Raw genomic sequence first — 22478 nt, 5'->3', positions numbered from 1 at the left:
GCTACATTGTTGGACGCTTTGGGCTGGGAGAAGGCGGTGACCAGAGCCCGGTTCGCCGTCACCCGATGCGACCATCATATGAAGCCGAGGTGAACGCTGGTGGCATGTGCCCTTCAGACAATGTTCAGAATTGTGAAATTGTCGTAACCCGCGGCCTCTCAGAACCGGCGCGGTCGCTTGCCGACAACCGATCGCGTCGATATAAGCCCGCAACCCACCCAAATCCCGCACCTCCAAGGACGACATTATGGCGATTGAGCGCACGTTTTCGATCATCAAGCCCGACGCGACCGAGCGTAACCTGACTGGCGCGATCAACGCGCTGATCGAGAAGGCCGGTCTGCGCATCGTGGCCCAGAAGCGCATCCGCATGACCCGCGAGCAGGCAGAGACCTTCTATGCCGTGCACAAGGCCCGCCCGTTCTTCGGCGAACTGGTCGACTTCATGATCTCCGGCCCGGTCGTGGTCCAGGTTCTGGAAGGCGAGGGCGCCATCCTCAAGTACCGTGATGTGATGGGCGCGACCGATCCGTCCAAGGCCGCCGATGGCACCATCCGCAAGCTGCACGCCAAGTCGATCGGCGAAAACTCGGTGCACGGATCGGACGCCGCGGAAACCGCGGCCATCGAGATCGCGCAGTTCTTCTCCGGCAACGAGATCGTCGGCTGATCCATCAGTGTGCGGCGGAGGGGCATCTCCGCCGCACACCGCGTTCGTCCGCATTCCCGCTGAACGTCTCTGAAAGGCCTGGCCGTGAACTGGCTGTCGCAGCTCGCTGATCCCGCCACTTTCGGCCATTTGCTCGCTCAATTTGAAGCCGACCTGCAGAGCCCCGGCTTCTGGCTCGCATTGGGCAAGATCATCTGGATCAATGTGCTGTTGTCGGGCGACAACGCCCTGGTGATCGCGCTCGCCTGCCGCGGCCTGCACGGCCGGCATCGCGTCTGGGGCATGGTGGCAGGCTCGGGCATCGCGGTGGCGCTGCGCATCGCGTTCACCGGCATCGTCGCCACCTTGATGGCGCTTCCTTATCTGAAGCTGATCGGCGGCTTGGCGCTGCTCGTGATCGCGGCCAAGCTCCTGGTCCCGGAGGACGAGAACGACGAGATCGCCGCGGGAACCACGCTGTGGCACGCGGTGCGGATCGTCGCGCTCGCCGACCTCGTGATGAGCCTCGACAATGTGATCGCGGTCGCCGCGGCCGCCAACGGCCAGGCTTCGCTGCTGATCATCGGTCTCGCCATGAGCATCCCGTTGATCATCGCCGGTGCGGCATTGATCATGCTCGTTCTCGATCGGTTTCCGCTCCTGGTCTGGCTCGGCGCGATGCTGCTTGGCTGGGTGGCCGGCGAGGTGATCGCCACCGATCCGGCGATCGAGCCGCTGCTGCACCATGTCCTGGACGGCACCGTCGTCATCACCATCGAGGCGGCCTCTGGCCTGTTCGCGGGCAAGACCAACGTCTCCGGCCATGTCGACGTCATGGAGACGCTGATGTCGCTGCTCGGCGCAGGGGTGGTGCTGGTAGCCGGGTCGATCTGGCGCGGCCGCGCGCTACAGCGCCAGGCGGCCGGTGAGCTCGAAGCGGTGCCGGCCCGCGGCGTCGATCTGCCATAGTTCGCGACGCGCGCTGTCCATCCTCCAGATCTCGCCGGAGCCCGTCAGGTCCCGGCGTCGAACCGGTCAAGGAACTCGCGGACGGTGTGAACCGAGCCGGTGTCGGCTGGCGCGTAGCCGGGCAGGGCTGCGATCTCACGATGGAAATCGTCGCCCTTCATCACGTCGAGCACGCGCCGCATCGGATCGCTCTCCAGGAACGATTGATGGCAGGCGAAGAAGTAGTCCTCGGTGAGGATGCGGATGAAGTCGAGCCCGAACTGCCGCGCGGCAGCCTCGACGCCGAAGCTGACATTCGGCCATGCCGCTCGCGACATAGGCGGCGACGGCCGCATGGGTGAACTCGATCTGCTGCGCGCCATTGATCTGCTGTTCGTCCAGGCCATGCGCGGCGAGCAACTGATCGAACAGCAGGCGGGTGCCCGAGTCATGATCGCGATTGACGAACCGCGCTTTGCCATCGGCGAGATCGGCCAATGATCGGATGACCAGCGGATTGCCGTGTTTGACCATCAATCCCATCTCACGTGTCACGAAACTGATGACGCAGTCCCGCTCGGGATCGAGCCAGTCTCGGCAGGCCTGGATGCTCTGCGCCCGGAGCTCGCCCCGTGGCAGGTGCAAACCCGAGAGATCGCAGGCGTCCTGCGCGAGCGAGACCAGCGAATGTTGGCTGCTGACATAGCGAAGGTCGATGCCGACACCCGGTGCGCGATCCAGCAACTCACGCAGCTTGGCCACGGCAAAGCCATGACTGGCGTGAACGCGGATCAGCGTCGGATGTGGCTGCAGGAACGGCTTGATCTCGGTGACGAGCTCCTGCGCGAGATTGTCGAGCTGAGGACCAAGCCGCGCATGCATGCGCTCGCCCGCCCACACCAGCTTGTCTCCGAATGCGGTCAGTCGCGATCCCTTGCCGCGCTGGGTTTCCACCAACGGCACGCCGAAGAATGCCGACCATTGCTCGATCAGATTCCAGACATGCCGATAGGAGAGCTGGGCATCGTTGGCTGCGCTCGTGATCTTGCCCGTCCGCCTGATCTCGCTGAGCACGCGGAGCATCACGACGATGCTGTGCGGGTCATCATTCTTGGAGAAGCGCCAGACAGGTTCGATCGCGATCCGCAACATCAGGGCCTGCTCATGAAGACGGCTTCATGTGATCGCCTGCAATAGGCAACCCATATCATATTTACGAACTCATATTTGCTCCTACGTTGGCATACAACAAGCGGAGGAAATATGATGTCCATTGCATATGAGTACGAGCGCAGCTCCGCGCTATCGTCGGATCTGACGAAGCCGCTGCAACTTCTGATCGGCGGACGGCACGCTCCGTCGGTCTCGGGGCGCACCTTCACGACGATCAATCCCGCCACGGAGCGGCCGCTCGCGACCATTGCCGAGGGCAATGCCGAGGATGTCGATCTTGCCGTCGCAGCTGCGCGGCGTGCCTTCGAAGGTCCTTGGCGCACGATGCGTGCGGCCGAGCGCGGCGCGATCCTGCTCAAATGGGCGCAGCTGCTGCGTGATCGTTCCGCGGAGATCGTCGAGCTGGAAAGCCTGGACGCCGGCAAGCCGGTCTCGGCGATCCTGCGCCAGGACCTTCCTGCGGCGATCGACACGCTGACCTACTACGCCGGCTGGGCCGACAAGATCAGCGGCGAGGTTGTCCCCACCCGCGACGATGCCCTGACCTATACGGTGCGGGAGCCGGTCGGCGTGGTCGCCGCGATCGTGCCCTGGAACTTTCCTTTGATGATCGGGATGTGGAAGCTCGCCCCGGCACTGGCCTGTGGCTGCACGGTGGTGATGAAACCGGCCGAACTGACCTCGCTGTCCGCGCTGCGGATCGCGGAGCTGGCACTCGAAGCCGGTCTGCCGCCGGGCGTTCTCAACATCGTGACTGGACCGGGGCGCATCGTCGGCGAGGCGCTGGTCAACCACCCCGATGTCGACAAAGTGACGTTCACCGGGTCGCCCGGCGTCGGCCGCGGCATCATGAAGGCGGCCGCCGGCAACTTCAAACGGGTGTCGCTCGAGCTCGGCGGCAAGTCCGCCAACATCATCTTCGATGATGCGAATATCGAGGCGGCGGCCAAAGCCGCGGCCAGCGGCATCTTCTTCAACGCCGGACAGGTCTGCTCCGCGGGCTCCCGCGTGCTGGTGCAGGAGCGCGCCTATGACGAGGTCGTCGAGCGCCTGACCGCGCGGGCACGGGCGTTGCGGATCGGAGATCCGCTCGATCGCGCGACCTCGCTCGGTCCGGTGATCTCCGAGCGGCAGATGAAGACGATCCTCGACTATGTCGACATCGGCCGACGCGAGGGCGCCACGCTGGTGACCGGTGGCGAGCGCGCCGCGGCACGTGGCTATTTCATCAGCCCGGCAGTGTTTGCCGGCGTCACGCATGAGATGCGGATCTCACAGGAGGAGATTTTCGGTCCCGTGGTCAGCGTGATCAAGTTCAAGGACGAGGCCGATGCGCTGCGCATGGCGAACGGTACCGCCTACAGCCTGGCGGCCGGCGTTTGGAGCCGCGACCTCGGGCGCGTACAGCGCTTCGCCAAGCGGCTGCGCGCCGGCACGGTGTGGATCAACACCTATGGCTACACCGACGTCCGCTTGCCCTGGGGCGGCGACCGCGACTCTGGCCTCGGCCGCGAGCACGGCACGGCGGCATTGGACAATTTCACCGAGCCGAAGGCGGTGTGGATGAACCTCGCCGTGTGAGTCTGCGAGCTCCATCCGCGAGGACGGCCGCGATGTCTTACGCGCGGCCGTCCAGGGGGGCGTCGTTCAGTCGATCTTTGTCGTGTTAGTCCGTGGTTGCGCCCGTCGTGATCATCGAGCCGACGTGCTGGCCGCGCAGCGCCGCCGTGAGCCGTCCCGGCACCAATCCGTTGATGAGTTGGATGCGCGTCAGGTGGCGGGCGTTGGCCATCACCTCGACCAGCGCGCGGTCGAACGGCAGCGTGCCCTCGTGCTTGGCAAGCGCATCGAAGCTGGTGCGGTCCAGCAGTTTCGCCTGGGCTGCATCCGGTCCTTTCGGGTCTGCGGTGTAGACGCCATCCACGTCCTCGACGATGGTCAGGCCGGTTGCGCCGAGCGCGTCAGCGATCAGGAAGGCGCCGGTATCGGCCCGATGCGGCGGGATCCGCGAGGTCGGGAATTCGTGGTGGTGATAGGGCGGAAAGGCGCTGCCGACCACGGCGCGCGCGGCGCTCAGATGGATCGCGAGCTGGTTGGCGATGGTCGGATGTTCGATATAGGAGACACCTTCCGACGCCAGCAGCGCGGCCAGGATGTGACCGTTCTGGCCGGCTTCGCTGGCTGCCAGCGGCGCGAGCGAGCCGACCGGCAGACCGAGATCGAGGCCGACGCCATACAGGTGGCGGGCGCGGATGCCGGCGCCGGTCAGGATCAGCAGGCGGTGCTCGGGCAGTAGCGTCTTGATCTCCTCGACCAGGGGCAGGATCGCCTCTGCGCCGCGGTCCATGATCGCGCGGCCGCCGATCTTGATGACTTGCAGCCACGGCAGCAGCGCGATCGGGCGCTTGCCGGCCACGGGACGGGTGAGCTTGTTGTCGAGCAGGGTCTGGCGCGCGAGCGGCGAGGCGACGTGCTTGATGGTGTTGGCGGTCTCAGCCATGGCGATGGGCCTCTCAGCTCGCAGTGATGATGGTGCCGACATGTTCGCCGGCGAGCGCGCGGGTCAGATTGCCGGGCACGAGGCCGTTGACGACCTGGACCTCGCGGACATGGCGTGAGGCTTCGAGCAGATCGAGCATCGGAAACTCCAGGATGGAGTCGGCGAGGCCCTTGGCCTTCATCTCGGCGACCGAGATATTCGGAATGAAGGTGGCGTTCTTGTCGGTCTTCGGATTGGCGGTGTAGAGGCCGTTTTCGTCCTTTACATAGATCATCGCCTTGCAGCCGAACTGCTCGGCGACCAGGAAGCAGCCGGCGTCGGTGCGGTAGGGCGGGATCACGCCGTCGGCGGCAGGCCGCATCCACAGGCCGTAGGGCGGCATGCCGCTGAAGACGACGGCGTTCACTTCGGCAAGATACAGCGGTACGGCCGACAGGCCGGCGCCGTCGACCGCCGAGATGCCGTGCTTGGCCAGCAATTGTCCGAGCATCGCCGCGTTCTGGTCGGCCACGGAGGCGCCGAGCTGCGACAGCACGCCGGCGGGCAAATTGAGGCCGGCGGCGATCGAATAGAGGTGGCGGGCGCGCGTCCCGGCGCCGGTCCCGATCAGCATCTTGTGCGCCTTGCGGGCGGCCACGATCTCCTCGACCAGCGGATAGACGGCGGCGCGCCCGCGGTCGATCATGCTCTGGCCGCCGACCTTGATCACGGTGGCGTCAGGAAGGATGCGGAAATCAATTGCCGTCTCCGCCGCCGCGATCAATTGGGCGTCGGTCAGCGAGCGCTGCATCAGCAGCGTCTCGAGCTCGGCCGTCGTACTTGCCATCGAAGAGGATCCCTTATGCTTGTCGACATCCGTCAGCGCGCCGGCATGCTACCGCCGCCGCCCGTTGTGGGCTCCTGAACGTTTCCTGGATGGGACGGCCGGGAGCTCATTAAGCCCTGGCCTCGCGTGCTGCCCATGGACGACGCGATCGTTTGTGGCGTCGGCCGCTCGCTTGGCGGCCGACACGCGGCGAAAATGATCGCTCCGGTTCCGGGCGTCAACCGCGATCAAAGCAATTCTTTTGATGTTTCAATAAGCTGTATCGTTATTGATATAGCATTGTTGAGCCCCGGAGCCGACCCCAATCGCGGCTGCTCGCGAATATTGAGCAGGTCGTGAACGGCGCGTGCGAGCGCTTCGCGTCGGTGCCAAGCTATTTCAGCATCTCGCAGATCGTTGGGCGGACATTATCGAACCCTGGGTAACGCCGCGATACGGTTCGCCACCAAGCATTCAACGCACGAGGCGTGCAGGGCAGTCGCACACTCATGCCGTGCGCGAACCGGATCCATTCCACAAATCGGAAGCTTGGGACCGCGATCACCACAGGGATATCTGATGCCAGCGCCTGCTCGATCAGGAAAGTGAGGCCTTTGCCTTCGCTTTCCTGACGGCCGAAGCGGTTGATGATGAGAAGATCGGCGCCGTCGCTGAGGGCGTTCGCGACCTCGGCACCGGCCTGCAGCAGCTGGCCGACATCGAGCCGGCAGCCGCTCGCATGACGTCCAAGTTGCAGCAGCAGGGGACGCTCGACACCGTTGTGCACCAGCATCGCTGCGATGCCGTCAGCGTCGATGGCGTGTCGGACCTGTTGGATCAGGCCGACGGCACGAACGCCGTGGGCCTGCAGGCTCTGCGCGAAATCGCGCAGCACAGCACTCGGATCGTCGCCGCGATCATAGACCACGGCAGCAAGATCGCATTCGGCATCGAACATCGCGCGCTCCGAATGGCAAAGATCGACGAGGCCGCAGCTGTTGTCCCGCGGCCTCGCTGTGGCTCAGGCGGTGACGCCAGGTCCGTTGATGATCTGCAGCTGGGTGAATTCGGCGAGGCCTTCCTCGGCGAATTCGGTGCCGATGCCGGATTGCTTGGCGCCGCCGAACGGGATGTGCGGCGCCATGTCGATATGCTTGTTGATCCAGACCGTGCCGGCCTCGATGCGCGCGGCGATCTCGTGGGCGCGTTTCGGATCGGACGACCAGACTGAGGCGCCGAGGCCGTAGCTGGAAGCATTGGCGCGGCGGATCACGTCATCGGAATCGGAGTATTTGATCACGGGCAGCACCGGTCCGAACTGCTCCTCGTCGACCAGCTTGGAGCCTTCCTCTATGTCGCGGACGATGGTCGGCGCGATGAAATAGCCGGGGCGGTCCATCGCCGCGCCGCCGGCGATCACCTTGCCGTTCTTGTGCGCGTCGTCGAGGAACGCCTTCACCTTCTCGTACTGCATCTTGTTCTGCAGCGGTCCGAGCCTGGTGCCCTGCTTGGAGCCGTCATCGACGACCGTGCTCTTGGCGATCGCAACCAGCTCGTCGCAGATCTCGTCATAGACGCTTTCATGGACATAGAGCCGCTTGATCGCGAGACACACCTGGCCGGAGTTCTGGAAGGCGCCGTCGAAGATGCCGGGCGCGACGGTCTTCGGGTCGACGTCGTCGAGCACGATGCCGGCGTCGTTGCCGCCGAGTTCGAGCGTGATGCGCTTCAAGGTCTGGGCGGCGCTCGCCATCACCTTCTGGCCGGTGGCGGTCGAGCCCGTGAACGAGATCTTTCGGATGTCCGGATGCTTCGTCATGGGGTCGCCAAGGTCGTTCGCGTCGGCGATCACGTTCAGCACGCCGGCGGGGAGCACATCCTTGACCAACTCGGCGAAGCGCAGCGTCGATAGCGGCGTCGTCGGCGCCGGCTTGACCACCAGCGTGTTGCCGGCGAGGAGGGCAGGCGGCAGCTTGAAGCCGAGGATCAGCAGCGGGAAGTTCCAGGGAATGATAGCGCCGACCACGCCGAGAGGACGCCGATAGGCTTCGACCTGCCGGTCGCCCGAACGCTCAAGCACCCGCATCGGCAGATCCAGCGACGCCAGATAGCGGAAGAAGCCCGCCATGCCGAGCACCTCGCCGGTGGCGTCGGCGAGCGGCTTGCCTTGCTCGCTGGTCAAAATCCGGGCGAGATCGTTGGCATGGGCCTCGATGATGTCGGCCATCTTGCCGATCAGCCGGCGGCGTTCCGTGATCGGCGTGGCGGCCCAGGCCGGAAAGGCGGCCTTGGCGGCGGCCACCGCTGCGTCGAGCTGCTCCTTGGACGCCCGCGGACAATCGGTCAGCACCTCCTCGGTCGCGGGATTGATGACCGGCATGGTCGTCTCGCCCGGCACCAACGCCCCGCCGATCAGAAGATGATAGTCATTCATGGCATGCCTCTCCCTGCAATATGTGACGCTTCGGTCACGTTATATGCAACGCTATATCACGCAAAATACAGCAGCGCCATCGTTTGATGGCCGTGGGGCAGGTAGACGCTGCTCCGTTTTCGATATATTCATGCGGGAATAACGATGAAGTGAAGCGGAGCGCGTGATGCAACTGCGGGCGAAGGCGCTGACCTGTTGCGAGGTGGTTGACGACGGCGAGACGATTTCGCTGGGCTTTGAGGATGCCGCCGGCCAGCCGATCGCGCTCAGCCTCTCGGTCAGTCAGGCCGGTGCGCTGATCATGACCCTGCCGGGCCTGCTCGAAATGGCACTGCGCACGCGCTATGGCGATCAGACGCTGCGCTATGCCTATCCGCTGGCATCCTGGACCATCGAGCAATCCACCGACGCCGCCCAGCGCATCATGACGCTCGCCACCGCCGACGGCTTCAGCATCCGCTTCGCGATCCCGACGGCCGAGCAGAACGTGCTCGGCGAGGCGCTGCTGGCGCAGTACCCGACGCTCATGGCTGTCCGGCCCAATTGACGCCGCTGAGCGGCTGACCGCCGCAGGGCCGACTGCCCGAGCTTGCCAGTATTATGATCTTGATCCGCACCTGCTGGTCCGCGGCGATGTGCTCACGGCAGCTGCGGCACGGTGCCGCGCCTGGGGAGCGCTGGGGTGGATGACCGCCCCCGTCCTCCAGAGCATGATCCGGAAAAGCGGAAATCGGTCTTCCGTAAAGATCACGATGCGTTTCCGTGGAGGCGCATCATGATCTGGACTTGAACCGTTTGCGGTCGCCGAGATACCACAACATCGTATGTTATTTGCTGCCCCGGATCGGGCTTTTCGAAGTTGGACTCGTGAATGTTGACCGCCGAGGAGATTGCCTGCGTCAGGTCGTCGTTCGACATGGTGTTTGCCAATGCCACGGACATGACCACGACGTTCTATCAGCGGCTTTTCGAACTGGCGCCGGAATGCCGCCCGATGTTTCCCGACAACATGGACGTGCTGAAGCGGGACTTCATCGCGACGCTGGCGGTGCTTGTCGGCAGCCTTGATCGGATGACTGGATTGCTGTCGAGCACCGACATCCTCGGCCGCAACCATGCGCGCTACGGTGTCAGGCCCGAGCATTACCCGCTGGTCGGCGAGGCGCTGCTGTGGAGCCTCGCCAAGGGTCTCGGACCGCAATGGACGGCAGAGGTGGAGCAGGCCTGGCGCAAGGTCTACGAGGTCATCTCCCAGCGCATGATCGCGATTTCAACCGGTCCCCATCGGCCTTGATCCGATCACGCCAGCGGCACGCGCGCCGGATCCGTGGCATTGCCAGCGGCGTTGCAATGTCCGGCGAAACGCAAGCCGTCAGTTCAGCACCACCGAGCCTGCGCGTCCGAGCAGCCGGGCGAGTTGCTTGAAGCGGCCGCCGACGCGGTCGGCGACGAGATCCACCATCTGGTGCTCGAACACCAGCATCAACTTGCGATCCTGGGTGCGGAAATGGGTTGCCGGCAGCACGCCCGGACGGGCTGCGGAGACCAGATGGGCGACGCGGAAGGCGGTGCCGAGCAGGCGGGCGCGGTCGATCGCGGCGGGGCTCAGCTGTTCCGTCAGCGCCGGTGGCGCGGCTTCGTCGCGCAGGCCCTCGTAGCGGAAGAACACCGAGAGCGCGACGAAGATGCGGCCGTCATGGCTGACCGATCCGAAATTGCCGTTGAGGATGATGCCGTAGGTCTGCTCGCCGCGGTGATCCGGATGCATGCGCCAGCCGATGTCGGACAACAGGCAGGCGGCGTGGCGCAGCCGGCGCTCCTCCTCTGTCTCGCGGAGATGGACCACCCGGAACAGGCGGTCGGTCCAGTCGATTAGCTCGCGGGCATGCTGGGCCGAGCGTGACAGCAGCTCGTTCAGTCCCTGGGCGGCGCAGAGCAGACCGTCCTTGGCGCGCTCGACATCCGGCAGCTTGGAGTAGAGCAGGCCCTCGCGCACCCCGAACGTGGAGAAGACCACCATCTTCGGTTTCGCGACCCGGATGATGTGTTCCAGCACGAGCGCGGCATAAGCGAGCAGCGGCCGGCGCGCTTCGGCGACCACTTCGATGTCGGCCAGCATGTCGGCGGCGACGAGACGGCGCAGCCGCCGGACAAAGGCCAGGGCCTCCACGGCCGGGATCGCGTAGCCATGCATGACCCCGAGCGGATAGCCGCTCTGGAGGATGTGGATCCGGGCCAGCGCGCGCCAGGTGCCCCCGACTGCGTAGAAGGTGCGGTTCTCGCCGGCCAAGAGCTGCGGCAGGTCGGTCAGGGCATCGCTCGCGATCCGCTGCGCCTTCTTCAGCGATTTCTCTGCGAGATCCTGCAGCGCCAGGCTGCCGAGCGGCAGCGTCACGCCGCTGCGCACCTGGTGGCCGCGCACGTCGATCAGCTCCAGCGAGCCGCCGCCGAGATCGCCGACGATGCCGTCAGGCTTGTGGATCCCCGAGATCACGCCGAGCGCGGAGTAACGCGCCTCTTCGGGGCCCGTCAGGATCTGGATCTCCGCGCCGCAGATCTTCTCGGCCTTGGCGATGAAGTCAGGGCCGTTGGAGGCGTCGCGGCAGGCGGCCGTGGCAATCGCGTGGATGCGCCCGACCTTCTGGACCTTGCATAGCGCCCGGAAACGCCGCAGCGCGGTCAGCGCCTTTTCGACGGCATCCGCGGCGAGCAGGCCTGTGGTCTGCACCTCGCGTCCGAGCCCGCACAGCGCCTTCTCGTTGAAGACCGTGACGAGGCTGCGTTCCATCGCCTGGTAGACGACGAGACGGACCGAGTTCGAGCCGATGTCGATGACCCCAACGCTCGCGGCCCTGGCAGCGGGCCGTTTCACCGGGACGTCCTCTGATGACAGGCGCCGTTACGACGGGTTGCGTTCGTTCCGGCGCGTGAGGCGACGCGGCGATGATTCCTTGAGCGACTTTCCACGGCCGGACAGACTCGGATTCGTCATGAAGTAATTGTGCAGGTTGAACGGCTCTTCGCCCTTCGCGGCCTTCATACGCGTTGACGACCCGTCCGGCAACAATTGCCAGCTTTGCTCGGTGTCCTTCAGGTTCGCGACCATGATCTGCTCGAGAACCTGCTGATGCACCGTCGGATTTTGCAGCGGACACAGCACCTCGACGCGACGGTCGAGATTGCGCGGCATCATGTCGGCCGAGGAGATGTACACGGCTGCCTTGGCGCTCGGCAGGCCCTGGCCCATACCAAAGCAGTAGATGCGGCCATGCTCCAGGAAGCGGCCGATCACCGATTTGACCCGGATGTTCTCGGACAGCCCGGGCAGGCCCGGGCGCAGGCAGCAGATTCCGCGCACGATCAGGTCGATCGAGACGCCGGCCTGTGACGCTTCATACAACGCGTCGATGATATCGGGGTCGACCAGCGAGTTCATCTTCATCCAGATCACGGCCGGCTTGCCCTGGCGCGCGAAACTGGTCTCGCCGTGGATGTGCTCGATCATGCGCTTGCGAAGCGTGAGCGGCGACACCGCCATCTTCTCGATGTCGATCGGCTCGGCATAGCCGGTGATATAGTTGAAGACCCGTGTCACGTCGCGGCCGATCACCGGATCCGAGGTGAAGTAGGAGAGGTCGGTGTAGATGCGGGCGGTGACCGGGTGATAGTTGCCGGTCCCGGTATGCACATAGGTCGTCAGGCCGCCGCCCTCGCGGCGCACCACCATCGACAGTTTGGCGTGGGTCTTCAGCTGCAGGAAGCCATACACGACCTGCACGCCCGCGCGCTCGAGGTCGCGCGCCCAGCGGATATTGGCTTCCTCGTCGAAACGGGCCTTCAACTCGACCAGCGCCGTGACCGATTTGCCGGCCTCGGCGGCCTCGGCCAGTGCGCGCACGATCGGCGAATTGTTCGAGGTGCGGTACAGCGTCTGCTTGATTGCGACCACGTCGGGGTCGCGGGCCGCCTGCTGCAGGAACTGCACGACGACGTCGAACGACTCGTAGGGGTGATGGACGATCAGGTCCTTCTGCCGGATCGCGGCAAAGATGTCGCCGCCATGGTCGCGGACGCGCTCGGGATGCCGCGGCACATAGGGCGCGAATTCGAGGTCCGGCCGGTCGACACGCGTCAGCTGCGACAGCTCGTTCATCGCCAGCACGCCGTCGACGACGAACACTTCGTCGTCGGTGGTCGACAGCGCGTCCTGAACGAAGGCGCGCAGCTCTTCAGGCATGTTGGCCTCGATCTCGAGCCGGATCACCGAGCCGCGGCGGCGGCGCTTGAGCGCGGTCTCGAACAGCCGCACCAGGTCCTCGGCCTCTTCCTCGATTTCGATCTCGCTGTCGCGGATGATGCGGAAGGCGCCCTGGCCCTTGACGGTGTAGCCGGGAAACAGCCTGCCGATGAACAGGCTCGTGGCCTGTTCAAGCGTGATCAGGCGGATCACGCCATCCTTGCTGCCGGGGAAGCGGATGAAGCGATCGATCTTGCCGGGCATGCGGATCAGCGCATTCATCGGCCTGCCGTCGGAGGTGCGCATCAGCTGCAGCGCGACGGTGAAGCCGAGGCTCGGAATGAACGGGAACGGATGCGCCGGATCGATCGCGAGCGGCGTCAGCAGCGGGAAGATGCTGGCTAAGAAATGGTCCTCGATCCAGGCGCGCTCGCTCTTGGTGACGTCCTGGCCGTCGACCAGCACGATGCCGAGCTCGGCGAGGAACTTGCGCAGGTCGCGCCAGATCGCCTGCTGGTCGATCGCGAGCTGCGACACGCTTTCGTTGATTACCTTGAGCTGCTCCAGCGGCGTCAGGCCGTCCGGGCTGCGCTCGGCGATGCCCTCGCGCACCTGGGCGCGGATACCGGCAACCCGGACCATGAAGAATTCATCAAGGTTGTTGGCGGAAATCGACAGGAACCGCACCCGCTCCAGCGCCGGATGGCGTGGGTTGACTGATTCTTCCAGGACACGGCGGTTGAAATGCAGCCAGGAGAGTTCGCGATTGATGAAGCGCTCGGGGCTGGAGGCAATCTCGGCCGGAGGTGAGGAAACCTGATCTTTCTCTTGAATTTCAATCGCTTGTTCGGTGTCCATCGGAAAATCGTTCCATCGCCGTCAAGGGCGTCAAATCGGTCCTGCAGAGCGGTGGACCGTAGACTAATGTGAATGACCAGGGGATGACGTTCCCGGCACCATAGAGGTTCCCCGGCGACCGGGCGTCAAGATGGCCCGCGGTCACATACCCTCGGAGGGCCGGAGCAGCTCGGCCGCGAGCGCCCGGGTGACGGGGCGCCCAAGCCGCAGCGACTCATTATCCAGCAGGGCGACCGTATGGCGGGCGGCGGCATAGGAGCGCTCGATCCGGGTGGTGAGATAGCTCACGACGGCTTCGTCGATGGTCAGCTGCCGGTCGGCGGCCAGCTTGACGATCAGGGCCCGAAACAGCTGGTCGTCGGGCGGCAGCAGCGTCACCACCGGACAGGCGCGCAGGCGCGACCGGAGGTCGCTGAGCGCGACCGGCATGGTCGCGGGGGCCTCGCGCGCCGTGATCAGGATGTAGGCCTCGTCCTGCCGTGCCAGATTCAGCAGGTGGAACAGCGCGCGCTCGTCGAAAGCGGTGGGGCTGAGGTCCTCCAGCACCAGCGCGCCGGTGGCTAGCGCCCGTGGAACGGCGGCGATGTCGAGGGCCTGGGCCGAGAGCGAGCGGGCTCCGGACTGTTCGGCCCAGATCGCGGCGAGATGGCTCTTGCCGGACCCGTCCGGTCCGACCAGGAACATGGTGCGTGCCGGCCATTCTGGCCAGGCATCGACCAGCGCCAGTCCTGCCGCGTTGCCGGCGCCTTCGAGGAAGTTGTCCCGCGTCAGACTTTCCGCGTGCGGCAGCGCGAAGGCCAATTGACGAGGGGGAAGATGGCCGGCCAAGTTTGACGTGCTCCGTATCGTGCCTAGGGGGGCGTTGCGGGAGGCCAAAGCCCCACTCATCGCACTTCGATGGTGCTCATGTGGCGCACCCATTCGACCAGGTAAAGCCCGACGGATACGAGGGTAAAGATGGTCACCAGGGTCATCAGCAGAATATCGTAGGGCTTCGGCTCGAAGCCGAAGCTGAGCGACGCCAGCACCAGCGCAGCAAAGGCGACCTGCGCCGCCGTGTTCAGCTTCGACACCATCAGCGGCCGCATCGCGACCGGGCGGTCGAACAGCCAGGACACGATCACCGCCGCGACGATCATGATGTCGCGCGATACCACCAGGATCACGATCCAGCGCGGGATCGCGCCCCAGATGCCGAGCGTCACGAAGATCGAGACCAGAAGCGCCTTGTCGGCGAGTGGGTCGAGCAGGGCGCCGAGCTCGGATCGCAGGTTGAAGCGCCGGGCGAGAAAGCCGTCGACCGCATCGCTCACGCCGGCGACGACGAAGACCATGAATGCGATTTCGGTCTCGCCGGCCGCGATCGCCCAGACGACGATCGGAACCAGCAGGATTCGGCCGAGCGTAATCAGATTGGGGATACTGTGGGGGATGGTCACGCAGCAGGTCCCGACGATAACTCGATCAACATTCAATCCGATTCCGAAGCGGGGCGAACCGGTGCAGTTCCTAGATAGTGTGGGGACGAGCCCCTTGCGAGCCATTGCGCGCGGCCGGATTCCGACGTAACCAGCGGTCAGATTAGGGGTTTTTACCATGACCGAGCGCAAGAACGGGCTCACTTATGCAGATTCGGGCGTCGATATCGATGCCGGCAATCGTCTGGTCGATCTGATCAAGCCGATGGTGCGCGCGACGGCCCGTGCGGGCGCGGATGCCGAGATCGGCGGGTTTGGCGGCCTGTTCGACCTCAAGGCCGCCGGCTTCAAGGACCCGGTCCTGGTGGCCGCCACCGACGGCGTCGGCACCAAGGTCAAGATCGCGATCGAGACCGGTCTGCATTCCGGGATCGGCATCGATCTGGTGGCGATGTCGGTCAACGATCTCGTGGTGCAGGGCGCCGAGCCGCTGTTCTTCCTCGACTACTTCGCCTGCGGCAAGCTCGATCCGGAAGCGACCGCGTCGATCGTGGCCGGCATCGCCGAGGGCTGCCGCGAGTCGGGCTGTGCGCTGATCGGGGGCGAGACGGCGGAAATGCCGGGCCTCTACAAGGATGGCGACTATGATCTCGCAGGGTTCGCGGTCGGCGCGGCCGAGCGTGGCACCCTGCTGCCGTCGGCCGACATCGCCGCGGGCGATTTGGTGCTCGGCCTCGCATCGTCAGGCGTGCACTCCAACGGCTATTCGCTGGTGCGCAAGATCGTCGCGCAATCGGGCCTCGGCTTCGAGGCGCCGGCGCCCTTCGCACCGGTGATGACGCTCGGCGGCGCACTGCTGACGCCGACGCGCCTTTACGTGAAGTCCTGCCTGCGGGCGATCCGTGAGACGGGCGGGGTGAAGGGGCTGGCGCACATCACCGGCGGCGGCTTTACCGACAACATCCCGCGCGTGCTGCCGGAGGATTTGGGCGTGTCGATCGATCTCGCCCGTCTTCCCGTGCTGCCGGTGTTCAAATGGCTGGCGGCGCAGGGCGGCATTGCCGAGCTCGAGCTGCTGCGCACCTTCAACTGCGGTATCGGCATGATCGCGATCGTCAAGGCCGAGGCGGTCGATGCGGTCAAAGCGGTGCTGACCGAGAGCGGGGAGCATGTCGCGCTGCTCGGCGAGGTCGTTCGTGCAGTTGGGGATCAGCGCGTGATCTACAACGGCGCCCTCGATCTGTCGCTGTGAGACGAGCACGCCGATGAAGCGCCGCGTCGCCATCCTGATCTCCGGTCGCGGCTCGAACATGGCCGCGTTGATCCGTGCCGCCGCGGAGCCTGATTTTCCGGCCGAGATCGCGGTCGTGATCTCCAACCGGGTCGATGCGGCCGGTCTGCAGAAGGCGGCTGCGAGCGGCATCGCCGTCGAAATCATTGAGAGCAAGCCGTTCGGCAAGGATCGCGCCGGCTTCGAAGCCAGGCTGCAGCAGGCGCTCGACGCCCGCGGCATTGAGATCATCTGTCTTGCCGGCTTCATGCGGCTGTTCACCGCCGGGTTCGTCCAGCGCTGGTATGGCCGGATGCTCAACATCCATCCCTCGCTGCTGCCGTCCTTCCCCGGCCTCGATCCGCATGGTCAGGCGCTGCGCGCCGGCGTGAAGCTCTCGGGCGCGACGGTGCATTTCGTCATTCCGGAAACGGATGCGGGGCCGATCGTCATGCAGGGCGCGGTTGTCGTCAAGGATGACGACACGCCGGAGACCCTGTCGGAGCGGATTCTCGGCGTCGAGCACCGCATCTATCCCGACGCGCTGCAACTGTTGGCGAAAGGTCTCGTGCGGCTCGAGGGCGATCTGTGCAGGACATCGACCGTGGAGCAGGCGGAGCAATCGCTGATCTGGCCGCAGGTCTCCGCCGCGCGCTGAGCGGGCGGCCGGCGAAAAAAATCCCCGGCAAGGCCGGGGAACATCAAGGCTGACCAAGTCCGATCATCGGTTTAGGCGAGGGGCGCGCGGCGCCTGCAGGTGTGCAGCAAAGCGTGCGCGATGGCCTCCGCCGTGAGCACGCTTACGAGAGCTTGAGGTTCTCGGCCGACGTCTTGCCGCGGCTCTCGACGAGATCATATTCGATCGCCTGGTTCTCGTTGAGCGTCGACAGTCCGGCCCGCTCGACGGCCGAGATGTGAACGAACACATCCTTGTCTCCGCCTGCCGGCTTGATGAACCCATAGCCCTTGGTCGGGTTGAACCATTTCACGCTGCCTTTGTAGCTCGGCATCGGTGTCTCCTTCGTCTACACGAAAAAAAGACGCGGCCACGCTCGCGCGTGCCACGCCACAATACGGGCTTCCCGAAGTCTGCTGAATTTCAGATGTCACGAAACGCACAGTCGAACGGCCAGATCCGATTGCGCTGGGGATTGCAACACGATTTTTAGTCGATATCAAGTTCGTGAGGCCTGCGGGAACGCGTCGCGACGTCGCGTCTTGCCATCTCTCTGGTGGGCATGAAACTGCCGCGGAACCGGCATTTTCGTGCCGGCCGCGGGCCCGACGGGTGTCAGCAGCCGGGAACCCGGGACGCCGAGCCCGCCTACCGAAGGATATCTGCTGCTCTCGCCGGGGCGGGCGGCCATGCGGTTGGTCGGCGTCGTGCCGGCCGATCACGCCCCCCGCATGGGACGCTCATGCCGTCAGTCCGGCGGAACCCGCACGCTTGCACCCCGGCCAACTTCTCGGGCAGCAGCGGGAGGGGGGCGGGTTACCCAGTGGCTTGGGCGGCCCCGGAGTGTGCCGAGATCGAGCCTCGGCTGCAGCGCGGTGTCCTAGATCGGCCTGGGGGCGATGTAGTTGTGGAAGCCCGCGGTCTCTCGCGTATGCTCCATCATCGGAATGAGGTGGAGGGGATGGATGAACTCGTCGCGAAAGCAGGCGTGGATCTTCGGATCAAAGATGCGCTTCAGCCATTCGATGACGATCTTGTGTCGTTCCGACGTACGAAATTCCTTATGATAGGTCAGCCACAGATCCATGTGGTAGTTGATGCCGAGATCGACAGGCACAAGCGGTGCCCCGAGCGCGACCGCCGATGTCGGCAGGAAGCCGATGCCTGCGCCGCGCTCCACCGCGTAGAGAACCGCCACGCTCGAATTGGTGGAAATTCCGACGATGCCATCGAGCGAGTCGAGGCCGAGAATTCGCGCATAGCCGGTCTCGTCCAGCTGCACGCCATGCTGCTTGATGATGCGGTGATTGCGGAGATCGGCAAGCGAGGTCGGCAGGCCATACGCATCACGATACGCTTCGGATACGAAGCCGTGGATGTGAAGCCGGCCGAGCTTGCTGACGATCACGTCGGGATTTGTCGGGCGCGCGAACTGGATCGAGACGTCCGCTTCGAGGCGCGACACGTCGGCCTGCTCCATCGCACAACTGAGTTCGACAGTAATCCGCCGATAGGTCTTCTGGAAATCGATCAGCCTTGGCAGGATCCAGAAATTGCCAGGGCCTTCCGTCACGGCGACGCGGACCGAGCCTTGACTGTCGGTGGCGAGCGAGGCGCGGCGGAAGATGTTGAAGCTCAGGCGCTCCATCTGCTCGACATCGAACAACAGCGACCGTCCTTCATCACTCAGCGACAGGCCCGACTGATCGCGGATGAAGACCTTGAATCCGAGCTCTTCCTCGAGCCGGTCGATCTTGCGCATGAGGGTGGTGCCGGTCAGTCCTAGAACTTCCGCCGCATTTCTGAAGCTCTGATGTCGTGCGCAAAGGAGAAATGCTCTTAAATCTTCCCACGACGCATTAAGGTTTTCGTCAGATTTCCGGCGCTGCGTAGATGCAGCACCCCGATGCAAATGTTGCCGCATACACTCCAGCCCCGAGAAGTATGATGACGTCATCAAAGCCAAGCTGGAAACATAGATGCAGAACCCCCGCTTCGGAAGCACGGAATCCACGCGAAGACACCAGCTTGACATGTTGCCGCGGACGGATCTCGTCGCGGCCCGCCCTGTCACGCCGGATCGGCTCGGCGAGCTCGCGGCGCTGGCAAGGCAGGAAATTCCAGGCGTTCGTGCCTCCGAGCAGGATCTGGCGGAATTCCTGCGGCACGACCCGAACTCGATCTTCGTCCTGTGCCGAGGCCGCAATTTGCTCGGCGGCATCGCCTTTCTCTATTTGAACTGCGCCGGCCTCGATGCGCTCCTCTTGGATGAGTTCAGCTTGTATGATCCGCCGCGCAAATATCTTGCGCGGCTCGATGAGGATGTTGCTGCTATCTATGTCTGGGCGCTTGTTGCGCAAGGACGAGGAGCCGTCGGCCTGGGCAACGTTGCTGATATCCTGCGGGGACCGCGATTCCGCGCTGCTGACTACTATGCGCAGCCGTCGAGCTCGGATGGGCGCGCGTTCCTCGGCGCCCTGGGCTTTACGCCTGTTCCCAGCTTTCAGCCGGATCTCTGGTGGTACCAGCGACCGTGGAATCGATTGCAGCAGGTGATTGCGCCGTCGTTGCAGTCGGTCGAAACATTCTCAGAAAGGGGTGCAGCGGATGCACGATATTAGTTCGAGCAAGCTGGAGCGGAATCCGAAATCGCGCGCCATCTCGGTCCGTATTGCGCGTGATGCAAACGATCTCATGCTGGTGACGGCGATCCGTTCGGCGGTCTATCTGGCCGAGCAGGATTGTCCGATGGAAGAAGAGTTCGATGGCAACGACCTCGTTGCCGCGCATTTCCTCGGCTTCGTCGGCAATGAGCCGGCCGGTTGCGTGCGCGTGCGCTTCTTCGGTGAGTTCGCCAAGGTCGAGCGGCTGGCTGTTCGCCATCAGCACCGGCGGTCGCGCCTGTCGTTCAAGCTGGTGCGGGAAGCGCTGGATTATTGCCGGCGCAAGGGCTTCAAGAAGGCCTATGGCCATGCTCAGGACCGTCTGGTGGACTTCTGGGCGCATTTCGGCGCAAAGCCGCTCGGTCACAACCGCAAGCTCACCTTCTCGGATTTTTCCTACACGGAAATGGTGGTGGATCTCGCGCCCTGCGAGGATGCGATCACGCTCGACAGCGATCCCTATCTGATCATCCGTCCGGAAGGGGATTGGGATCGGCCGGGCGTGCTCGATCTCTCGGCCGGCCGGCCGGCGTCCTCGCCCTTGCGCGATCTTGCCGCCGCGGGGCGATGATGTCGTACCGAGACCCGCTCGGTGAGTCCGCAACGGACCCGCCGGTTCTGGTGTGTGCCGATCTGCAGTGCGAGTATCTCGCTGAAGGGCGCAAGCATCTGATTGCCGACGGCGACCTGATCATGTCGCGCTGTCGGCAGTTGATTGCGTTGTGGCGCGGCAATCTGTGGCCGGTGCTTCACCTCAAGCGGATTGCGCAGGCCGCCTGGTTCAATCCGGCTTCCAATCTGACGAATTGGCTCCCGGAGGTCAGGCCGACGCCTGGCGAACTGACGTTCGAGCATCCGCTGCCATCGGCCTACAGCTCGGCGCGGTTTGCCGAGTACATGTCGAACATGCGCGGCATCCGCTGCGTGCTGCTTGGCTTCTCGCTGGATGAGACGATCCTCTCGACAGTTGTGGAAGGCTTCCATCGCAGCCACCGTTATCAGGTGATCGAGGACGCCGTGGCCTGCCGCTTGGCATGTGACGGCGACGTCGCCGCCTACAAGCTGGTTGTCACCCGGGTGATCAGCAACTTCGCTGGCGTGCTCGACAGCGCCGACCTGACAAGATTCTGCGGCCGTCTCGCGGTGTGATCCCGGGGGCGGGGACGTCACCCGCCGGCCAGCCTTTCAGCCAGTTCGATCACCATGCGGCGGTCTGACGGGGCGGTGAGCTTGTCGAAGGCGACGACGAGCCTGAGGGCTTCCGCAACATGTAAATCCACCGGATTTTCGCTGAGAAGCCGCAGCAACTTCTGTCGCGGCGGCTCGCAATCGTCTTTGCTCACACGGCAGCTCCAGCAACGAGAATCGGACATGACCCGAGAGGAAGAGCTCAAAGAGCTGGCGAGCAGCCTTCGGGCGGCCCTCGACAGGGCACGCCGACTCAACCTGCCGACCAGCGCCTACATCCTGTCGATGGCCCTGGTTGAGGTATCCCAGACAATCGAGGCAGAGTTGAGGGGACGGGCCGACCCCGAATGATTGATTCCAATGCACCGTGGCTGGGTGCATCGTATCCTGCAATAAACTGCATCAACGTCCGGGCAAGCTGCGACGCCGCAGGCTCATGGGATCAGGCGATCGACCCGGATCACGCGGCCCTTGTCGATGGCGAGCGCGAGCTTGCCATGCTTCAGCGCCAACGCGGCCTCGCCGAACAGCTCGCGGCGCCAGCCCTGCAGCGCGGCAACGTCGGCATGATCGTCGGCGGCAATCTGCTCGAGATCGTCGACGGTCGCGATCACCTTGCTCGCCACCGCGTGACGCTCCGAGGTCATTCGCAGCAGCACCTTGAGCAGCTCGACGATCGCGGCGCCGTTGGCGTTGTTGCGCGGCTTCTCCAGCTTCGGCAGCGCCGCGAGATCGCGGGCCAGGCCGCGCTGCACCGCCGCGACGATGTCGGAGCCCCATTTCGAGCGTTCGAATCCCTTGGGCAGCGAGCGCAGATTGCCGAGCTTCTCGATCGAGGTTGGGGCATGCGTGGCGATATCGCCGACCGCATCGTCCTTGAGCACGCGGCTGCGCGGCACGTCGCGGCTCTGCGCCTCCTGTTCGCGCCAGGCTGCGACCTCCATCAGCACGGCAAGCTCCTTCGGCTTGCGCACGCGCGTCTTCAGCCGTTCCCAGGCGCGTTCGGGGTGGAAGTCGTAGGTCCTGGGCGAGGTCAGGATCTCCATCTCCTCGCTGACCCAGTCGCTGCGGCCGCGCTTCTTGAGGTCGGCATCGAGCGCTGCGAACACGTCGCGCAGATGGGTGACGTCGGCCTCGGCGTAGTGCACCTGTTCCTTGGAGAGGGGGCGCCGTGACCAGTCGGTGAAGCGATGGGTCTTGTCGGGTCGGTGGCCGGTGATGCGCTCGACCAGCTGGTCGTAGGCGATGCTGTCGCCATATCCCAGTACCATCGCGGCGACCTGGGTGTCGAAGATCGGATGCGGGACGATGTTGGCGCGGTGCCAGATGATCTCGATGTCCTGCCGGGCGGCGTGGAAGACCTTCAGCACCTTCTCATTGGCCATTAGTTCGAAGAACGACGTCAGATCGATGCCCTCGGCCAGGGCGTCGATCACCAGGGCCTCGTCGGGGCTCGCCATCTGCACGACGCAGAGCAGAGGATAGTAGGTGGTTTCCCGCAGGAACTCGGTATCGACTGTGATGACCGGGTGTTGGGCGAGGCGGGCGCAGGCGGCTGAAAGATCCGCAGTGGTGGTGATCAAGTCCATGAACGATCCATGACGAGGCACTTACGCCGTCGTCCGAAAGCGCTGACAAGTCAAGGGTGTCGGCAAAGGG

General features: G+C 64.6%; 23 protein-coding genes and 1 pseudogene. 11 read left to right on the top strand and 13 right to left on the bottom strand.

What is annotated here, in order from left to right; all coding sequences use genetic code 11:
• Positions 1-247: 247 nt before the first annotated feature.
• Entirely contained in the window at positions 248-670 is a 423-nt protein-coding gene (gene ndk, locus ACVIJ6_RS31495; RefSeq protein ID WP_012043919.1) for a nucleoside-diphosphate kinase, read from the top strand.
• 84 nt (positions 671-754) lie between these two features.
• Complete coding sequence (locus ACVIJ6_RS31490) at positions 755-1618, top strand: TerC family protein (protein ID WP_456775896.1); 864 nt, start codon at positions 755-757, stop codon at positions 1616-1618.
• Between the two features lie 44 nt (positions 1619-1662).
• Here the strand turns inward: ACVIJ6_RS31490 and ACVIJ6_RS31485 are convergent.
• Positions 1663-2749: pseudogene (locus ACVIJ6_RS31485) on the bottom strand (substrate-binding domain-containing protein).
• A gap of 114 nt (positions 2750-2863) precedes the next feature.
• Here ACVIJ6_RS31485 and ACVIJ6_RS31480 point away from each other — a divergent pair.
• Positions 2864-4351 (top strand): aldehyde dehydrogenase family protein, encoded by a 1488-nt coding sequence (locus ACVIJ6_RS31480; RefSeq protein WP_456775895.1) that lies wholly within the window; start codon positions 2864-2866, stop codon positions 4349-4351.
• A gap of 85 nt (positions 4352-4436) precedes the next feature.
• Here the strand turns inward: ACVIJ6_RS31480 and ACVIJ6_RS31475 are convergent, their stop codons facing one another.
• The 4 genes from ACVIJ6_RS31475 to ACVIJ6_RS31460 form a co-directional block, all read right to left on the bottom strand.
• The gene (locus ACVIJ6_RS31475; RefSeq protein ID WP_456775894.1) at positions 4437-5270 is read right to left on the bottom strand and encodes an amino acid kinase family protein; all 834 of its coding nucleotides are present in this window, start codon (positions 5268-5270) and stop codon (positions 4437-4439) included.
• Between the two features lie 13 nt (positions 5271-5283).
• Positions 5284-6096 (bottom strand): amino acid kinase family protein, encoded by an 813-nt coding sequence (locus ACVIJ6_RS31470; RefSeq protein ID WP_456775893.1) that lies wholly within the window; start codon positions 6094-6096, stop codon positions 5284-5286.
• A 373-nt stretch (positions 6097-6469) separates the two neighbouring features.
• Complete coding sequence (locus ACVIJ6_RS31465; protein WP_456775892.1) at positions 6470-7033, bottom strand: DUF2478 domain-containing protein; 564 nt, start codon at positions 7031-7033, stop codon at positions 6470-6472.
• A 63-nt stretch (positions 7034-7096) separates the two neighbouring features.
• The gene (locus ACVIJ6_RS31460) at positions 7097-8509 is read right to left on the bottom strand and encodes an aldehyde dehydrogenase family protein (RefSeq protein WP_456775891.1); all 1413 of its coding nucleotides are present in this window, start codon (positions 8507-8509) and stop codon (positions 7097-7099) included.
• 166 nt (positions 8510-8675) lie between these two features.
• Here ACVIJ6_RS31460 and ACVIJ6_RS31455 point away from each other — a divergent pair, with 166 nt between their 5' ends.
• On the top strand, positions 8676-9056 hold the full coding sequence (locus ACVIJ6_RS31455) for a hypothetical protein (RefSeq protein ID WP_456775890.1): 381 nt from the start codon (positions 8676-8678) through the stop codon (positions 9054-9056).
• Between the two features lie 324 nt (positions 9057-9380).
• Positions 9381-9803 carry a globin family protein gene (locus tag ACVIJ6_RS31450; protein WP_456775889.1) on the top strand — a complete coding sequence of 141 codons (423 nt, stop codon included), beginning with the start codon at positions 9381-9383 and terminating at the stop codon, positions 9801-9803.
• Between the two features lie 78 nt (positions 9804-9881).
• Here the strand turns inward: ACVIJ6_RS31450 and ppx are convergent, their stop codons facing one another.
• From ppx to ACVIJ6_RS31430, 4 genes are all read right to left on the bottom strand, one after another.
• Positions 9882-11381: an exopolyphosphatase gene (gene ppx / locus ACVIJ6_RS31445; protein WP_456775888.1), complete on the bottom strand. Its 1500-nt coding sequence runs from the start codon at positions 11379-11381 to the stop codon at positions 9882-9884.
• A gap of 27 nt (positions 11382-11408) precedes the next feature.
• Positions 11409-13604 carry an RNA degradosome polyphosphate kinase gene (locus ACVIJ6_RS31440; protein WP_456775887.1) on the bottom strand — a complete coding sequence of 732 codons (2196 nt, stop codon included), beginning with the start codon at positions 13602-13604 and terminating at the stop codon, positions 11409-11411.
• Between the two features lie 141 nt (positions 13605-13745).
• Positions 13746-14432 carry a chromosomal replication initiator DnaA gene (locus ACVIJ6_RS31435; protein ID WP_456775886.1) on the bottom strand — a complete coding sequence of 229 codons (687 nt, stop codon included), beginning with the start codon at positions 14430-14432 and terminating at the stop codon, positions 13746-13748.
• 56 nt (positions 14433-14488) lie between these two features.
• Positions 14489-15043, bottom strand: coding sequence for a CDP-alcohol phosphatidyltransferase family protein (locus ACVIJ6_RS31430; RefSeq protein ID WP_456775885.1), 555 nt, complete (start codon positions 15041-15043; stop codon positions 14489-14491).
• 157 nt (positions 15044-15200) lie between these two features.
• Between ACVIJ6_RS31430 and purM the strand changes: the two genes are divergently transcribed.
• Both purM and purN read left to right on the top strand, forming a co-directional pair.
• Complete coding sequence (gene purM / locus ACVIJ6_RS31425) at positions 15201-16274, top strand: phosphoribosylformylglycinamidine cyclo-ligase (protein ID WP_456775884.1); 1074 nt, start codon at positions 15201-15203, stop codon at positions 16272-16274.
• 13 nt (positions 16275-16287) lie between these two features.
• Positions 16288-16950: a phosphoribosylglycinamide formyltransferase gene (purN, locus tag ACVIJ6_RS31420; protein WP_456775883.1), complete on the top strand. Its 663-nt coding sequence runs from the start codon at positions 16288-16290 to the stop codon at positions 16948-16950.
• Between the two features lie 142 nt (positions 16951-17092).
• On the opposite strand, the gene ACVIJ6_RS31415 is transcribed toward purN, so the two are convergent.
• Together ACVIJ6_RS31415 and ACVIJ6_RS31410 are read right to left on the bottom strand one after the other, a co-directional pair.
• Entirely contained in the window at positions 17093-17302 is a 210-nt protein-coding gene (locus ACVIJ6_RS31415; RefSeq protein ID WP_456775882.1) for a cold-shock protein, read from the bottom strand.
• Between the two features lie 546 nt (positions 17303-17848).
• Positions 17849-18892 (bottom strand): LysR family transcriptional regulator, encoded by a 1044-nt coding sequence (locus tag ACVIJ6_RS31410; RefSeq protein ID WP_456775881.1) that lies wholly within the window; start codon positions 18890-18892, stop codon positions 17849-17851.
• 55 nt (positions 18893-18947) lie between these two features.
• Between ACVIJ6_RS31410 and ACVIJ6_RS31405 the strand changes: the two genes are divergently transcribed.
• The 3 genes from ACVIJ6_RS31405 to ACVIJ6_RS31395 are packed head-to-tail and all read left to right on the top strand — an operon-like array spanning position 18948 to position 20780.
• Complete coding sequence (locus ACVIJ6_RS31405) at positions 18948-19589, top strand: hypothetical protein (protein ID WP_456775880.1); 642 nt, start codon at positions 18948-18950, stop codon at positions 19587-19589.
• Entirely contained in the window at positions 19576-20202 is a 627-nt protein-coding gene (locus tag ACVIJ6_RS31400) for a GNAT family N-acetyltransferase (RefSeq protein WP_012043938.1), read from the top strand. Before ACVIJ6_RS31405 ends, ACVIJ6_RS31400 begins: the two co-directional genes overlap by 14 nt.
• Positions 20199-20780, top strand: coding sequence for an isochorismatase family protein (locus ACVIJ6_RS31395; protein WP_456775879.1), 582 nt, complete (start codon positions 20199-20201; stop codon positions 20778-20780). Before ACVIJ6_RS31400 ends, ACVIJ6_RS31395 begins: the two co-directional genes overlap by 4 nt.
• 17 nt (positions 20781-20797) lie before the next feature.
• Here the strand turns inward: ACVIJ6_RS31395 and ACVIJ6_RS31390 are convergent, their stop codons facing one another.
• Positions 20798-20974 (bottom strand): hypothetical protein, encoded by a 177-nt coding sequence (locus ACVIJ6_RS31390; RefSeq protein ID WP_012043940.1) that lies wholly within the window; start codon positions 20972-20974, stop codon positions 20798-20800.
• 28 nt (positions 20975-21002) lie between these two features.
• Between ACVIJ6_RS31390 and ACVIJ6_RS31385 the strand changes: the two genes are divergently transcribed.
• On the top strand, positions 21003-21170 hold the full coding sequence (locus ACVIJ6_RS31385; protein ID WP_012043941.1) for a hypothetical protein: 168 nt from the start codon (positions 21003-21005) through the stop codon (positions 21168-21170).
• 83 nt (positions 21171-21253) lie between these two features.
• Here ACVIJ6_RS31385 and rnd read toward each other — a convergent pair whose 3' ends face one another.
• Positions 21254-22408, bottom strand: coding sequence for a ribonuclease D (rnd, locus tag ACVIJ6_RS31380; protein WP_456775878.1), 1155 nt, complete (start codon positions 22406-22408; stop codon positions 21254-21256).
• Between the last annotated feature and the right edge of the window lie 70 nt (positions 22409-22478).

It is taken from the genome of Bradyrhizobium sp. USDA 4369, assembly GCF_054056435.1.
This window is presented reverse-complemented; position numbering and strand designations above follow the sequence as displayed.

Bases quoted from the DNA above. Each gene is read 5' to 3' on its own strand.
- ndk (WP_012043919.1), top strand. From the start codon at position 248: ATGGCGATTGAGCGCACGTTTTCGATCATCAAGCCCGACGCGACCGAG.
- ACVIJ6_RS31480 (WP_456775895.1), top strand. From the start codon at position 2,864: ATGTCCATTGCATATGAGTACGAGCGCAGCTCCGCGCTATCGTCGGAT.
- ACVIJ6_RS31475 (WP_456775894.1), bottom strand. From the start codon at position 5,270: ATGGCTGAGACCGCCAACACCATCAAGCACGTCGCCTCGCCGCTCGCG.
- ACVIJ6_RS31470 (WP_456775893.1), bottom strand. From the start codon at position 6,096: ATGGCAAGTACGACGGCCGAGCTCGAGACGCTGCTGATGCAGCGCTCG.
- ACVIJ6_RS31465 (WP_456775892.1), bottom strand. From the start codon at position 7,033: ATGTTCGATGCCGAATGCGATCTTGCTGCCGTGGTCTATGATCGCGGC.
- ACVIJ6_RS31460 (WP_456775891.1), bottom strand. From the start codon at position 8,509: ATGAATGACTATCATCTTCTGATCGGCGGGGCGTTGGTGCCGGGCGAG.
- ACVIJ6_RS31455 (WP_456775890.1), top strand. From the start codon at position 8,676: ATGCAACTGCGGGCGAAGGCGCTGACCTGTTGCGAGGTGGTTGACGAC.
- ACVIJ6_RS31450 (WP_456775889.1), top strand. From the start codon at position 9,381: ATGTTGACCGCCGAGGAGATTGCCTGCGTCAGGTCGTCGTTCGACATG.
- ACVIJ6_RS31440 (WP_456775887.1), bottom strand. From the start codon at position 13,604: ATGGACACCGAACAAGCGATTGAAATTCAAGAGAAAGATCAGGTTTCC.
- purM (WP_456775884.1), top strand. From the start codon at position 15,201: ATGACCGAGCGCAAGAACGGGCTCACTTATGCAGATTCGGGCGTCGAT.
- purN (WP_456775883.1), top strand. From the start codon at position 16,288: ATGAAGCGCCGCGTCGCCATCCTGATCTCCGGTCGCGGCTCGAACATG.
- ACVIJ6_RS31415 (WP_456775882.1), bottom strand. From the start codon at position 17,302: ATGCCGAGCTACAAAGGCAGCGTGAAATGGTTCAACCCGACCAAGGGC.
- ACVIJ6_RS31410 (WP_456775881.1), bottom strand. From the start codon at position 18,892: ATGCGGCAACATTTGCATCGGGGTGCTGCATCTACGCAGCGCCGGAAA.
- ACVIJ6_RS31405 (WP_456775880.1), top strand. From the start codon at position 18,948: ATGCAGAACCCCCGCTTCGGAAGCACGGAATCCACGCGAAGACACCAG.
- ACVIJ6_RS31400 (WP_012043938.1), top strand. From the start codon at position 19,576: ATGCACGATATTAGTTCGAGCAAGCTGGAGCGGAATCCGAAATCGCGC.
- ACVIJ6_RS31395 (WP_456775879.1), top strand. From the start codon at position 20,199: ATGATGTCGTACCGAGACCCGCTCGGTGAGTCCGCAACGGACCCGCCG.
- ACVIJ6_RS31385 (WP_012043941.1), top strand. From the start codon at position 21,003: ATGACCCGAGAGGAAGAGCTCAAAGAGCTGGCGAGCAGCCTTCGGGCG.
- rnd (WP_456775878.1), bottom strand. From the start codon at position 22,408: ATGGACTTGATCACCACCACTGCGGATCTTTCAGCCGCCTGCGCCCGC.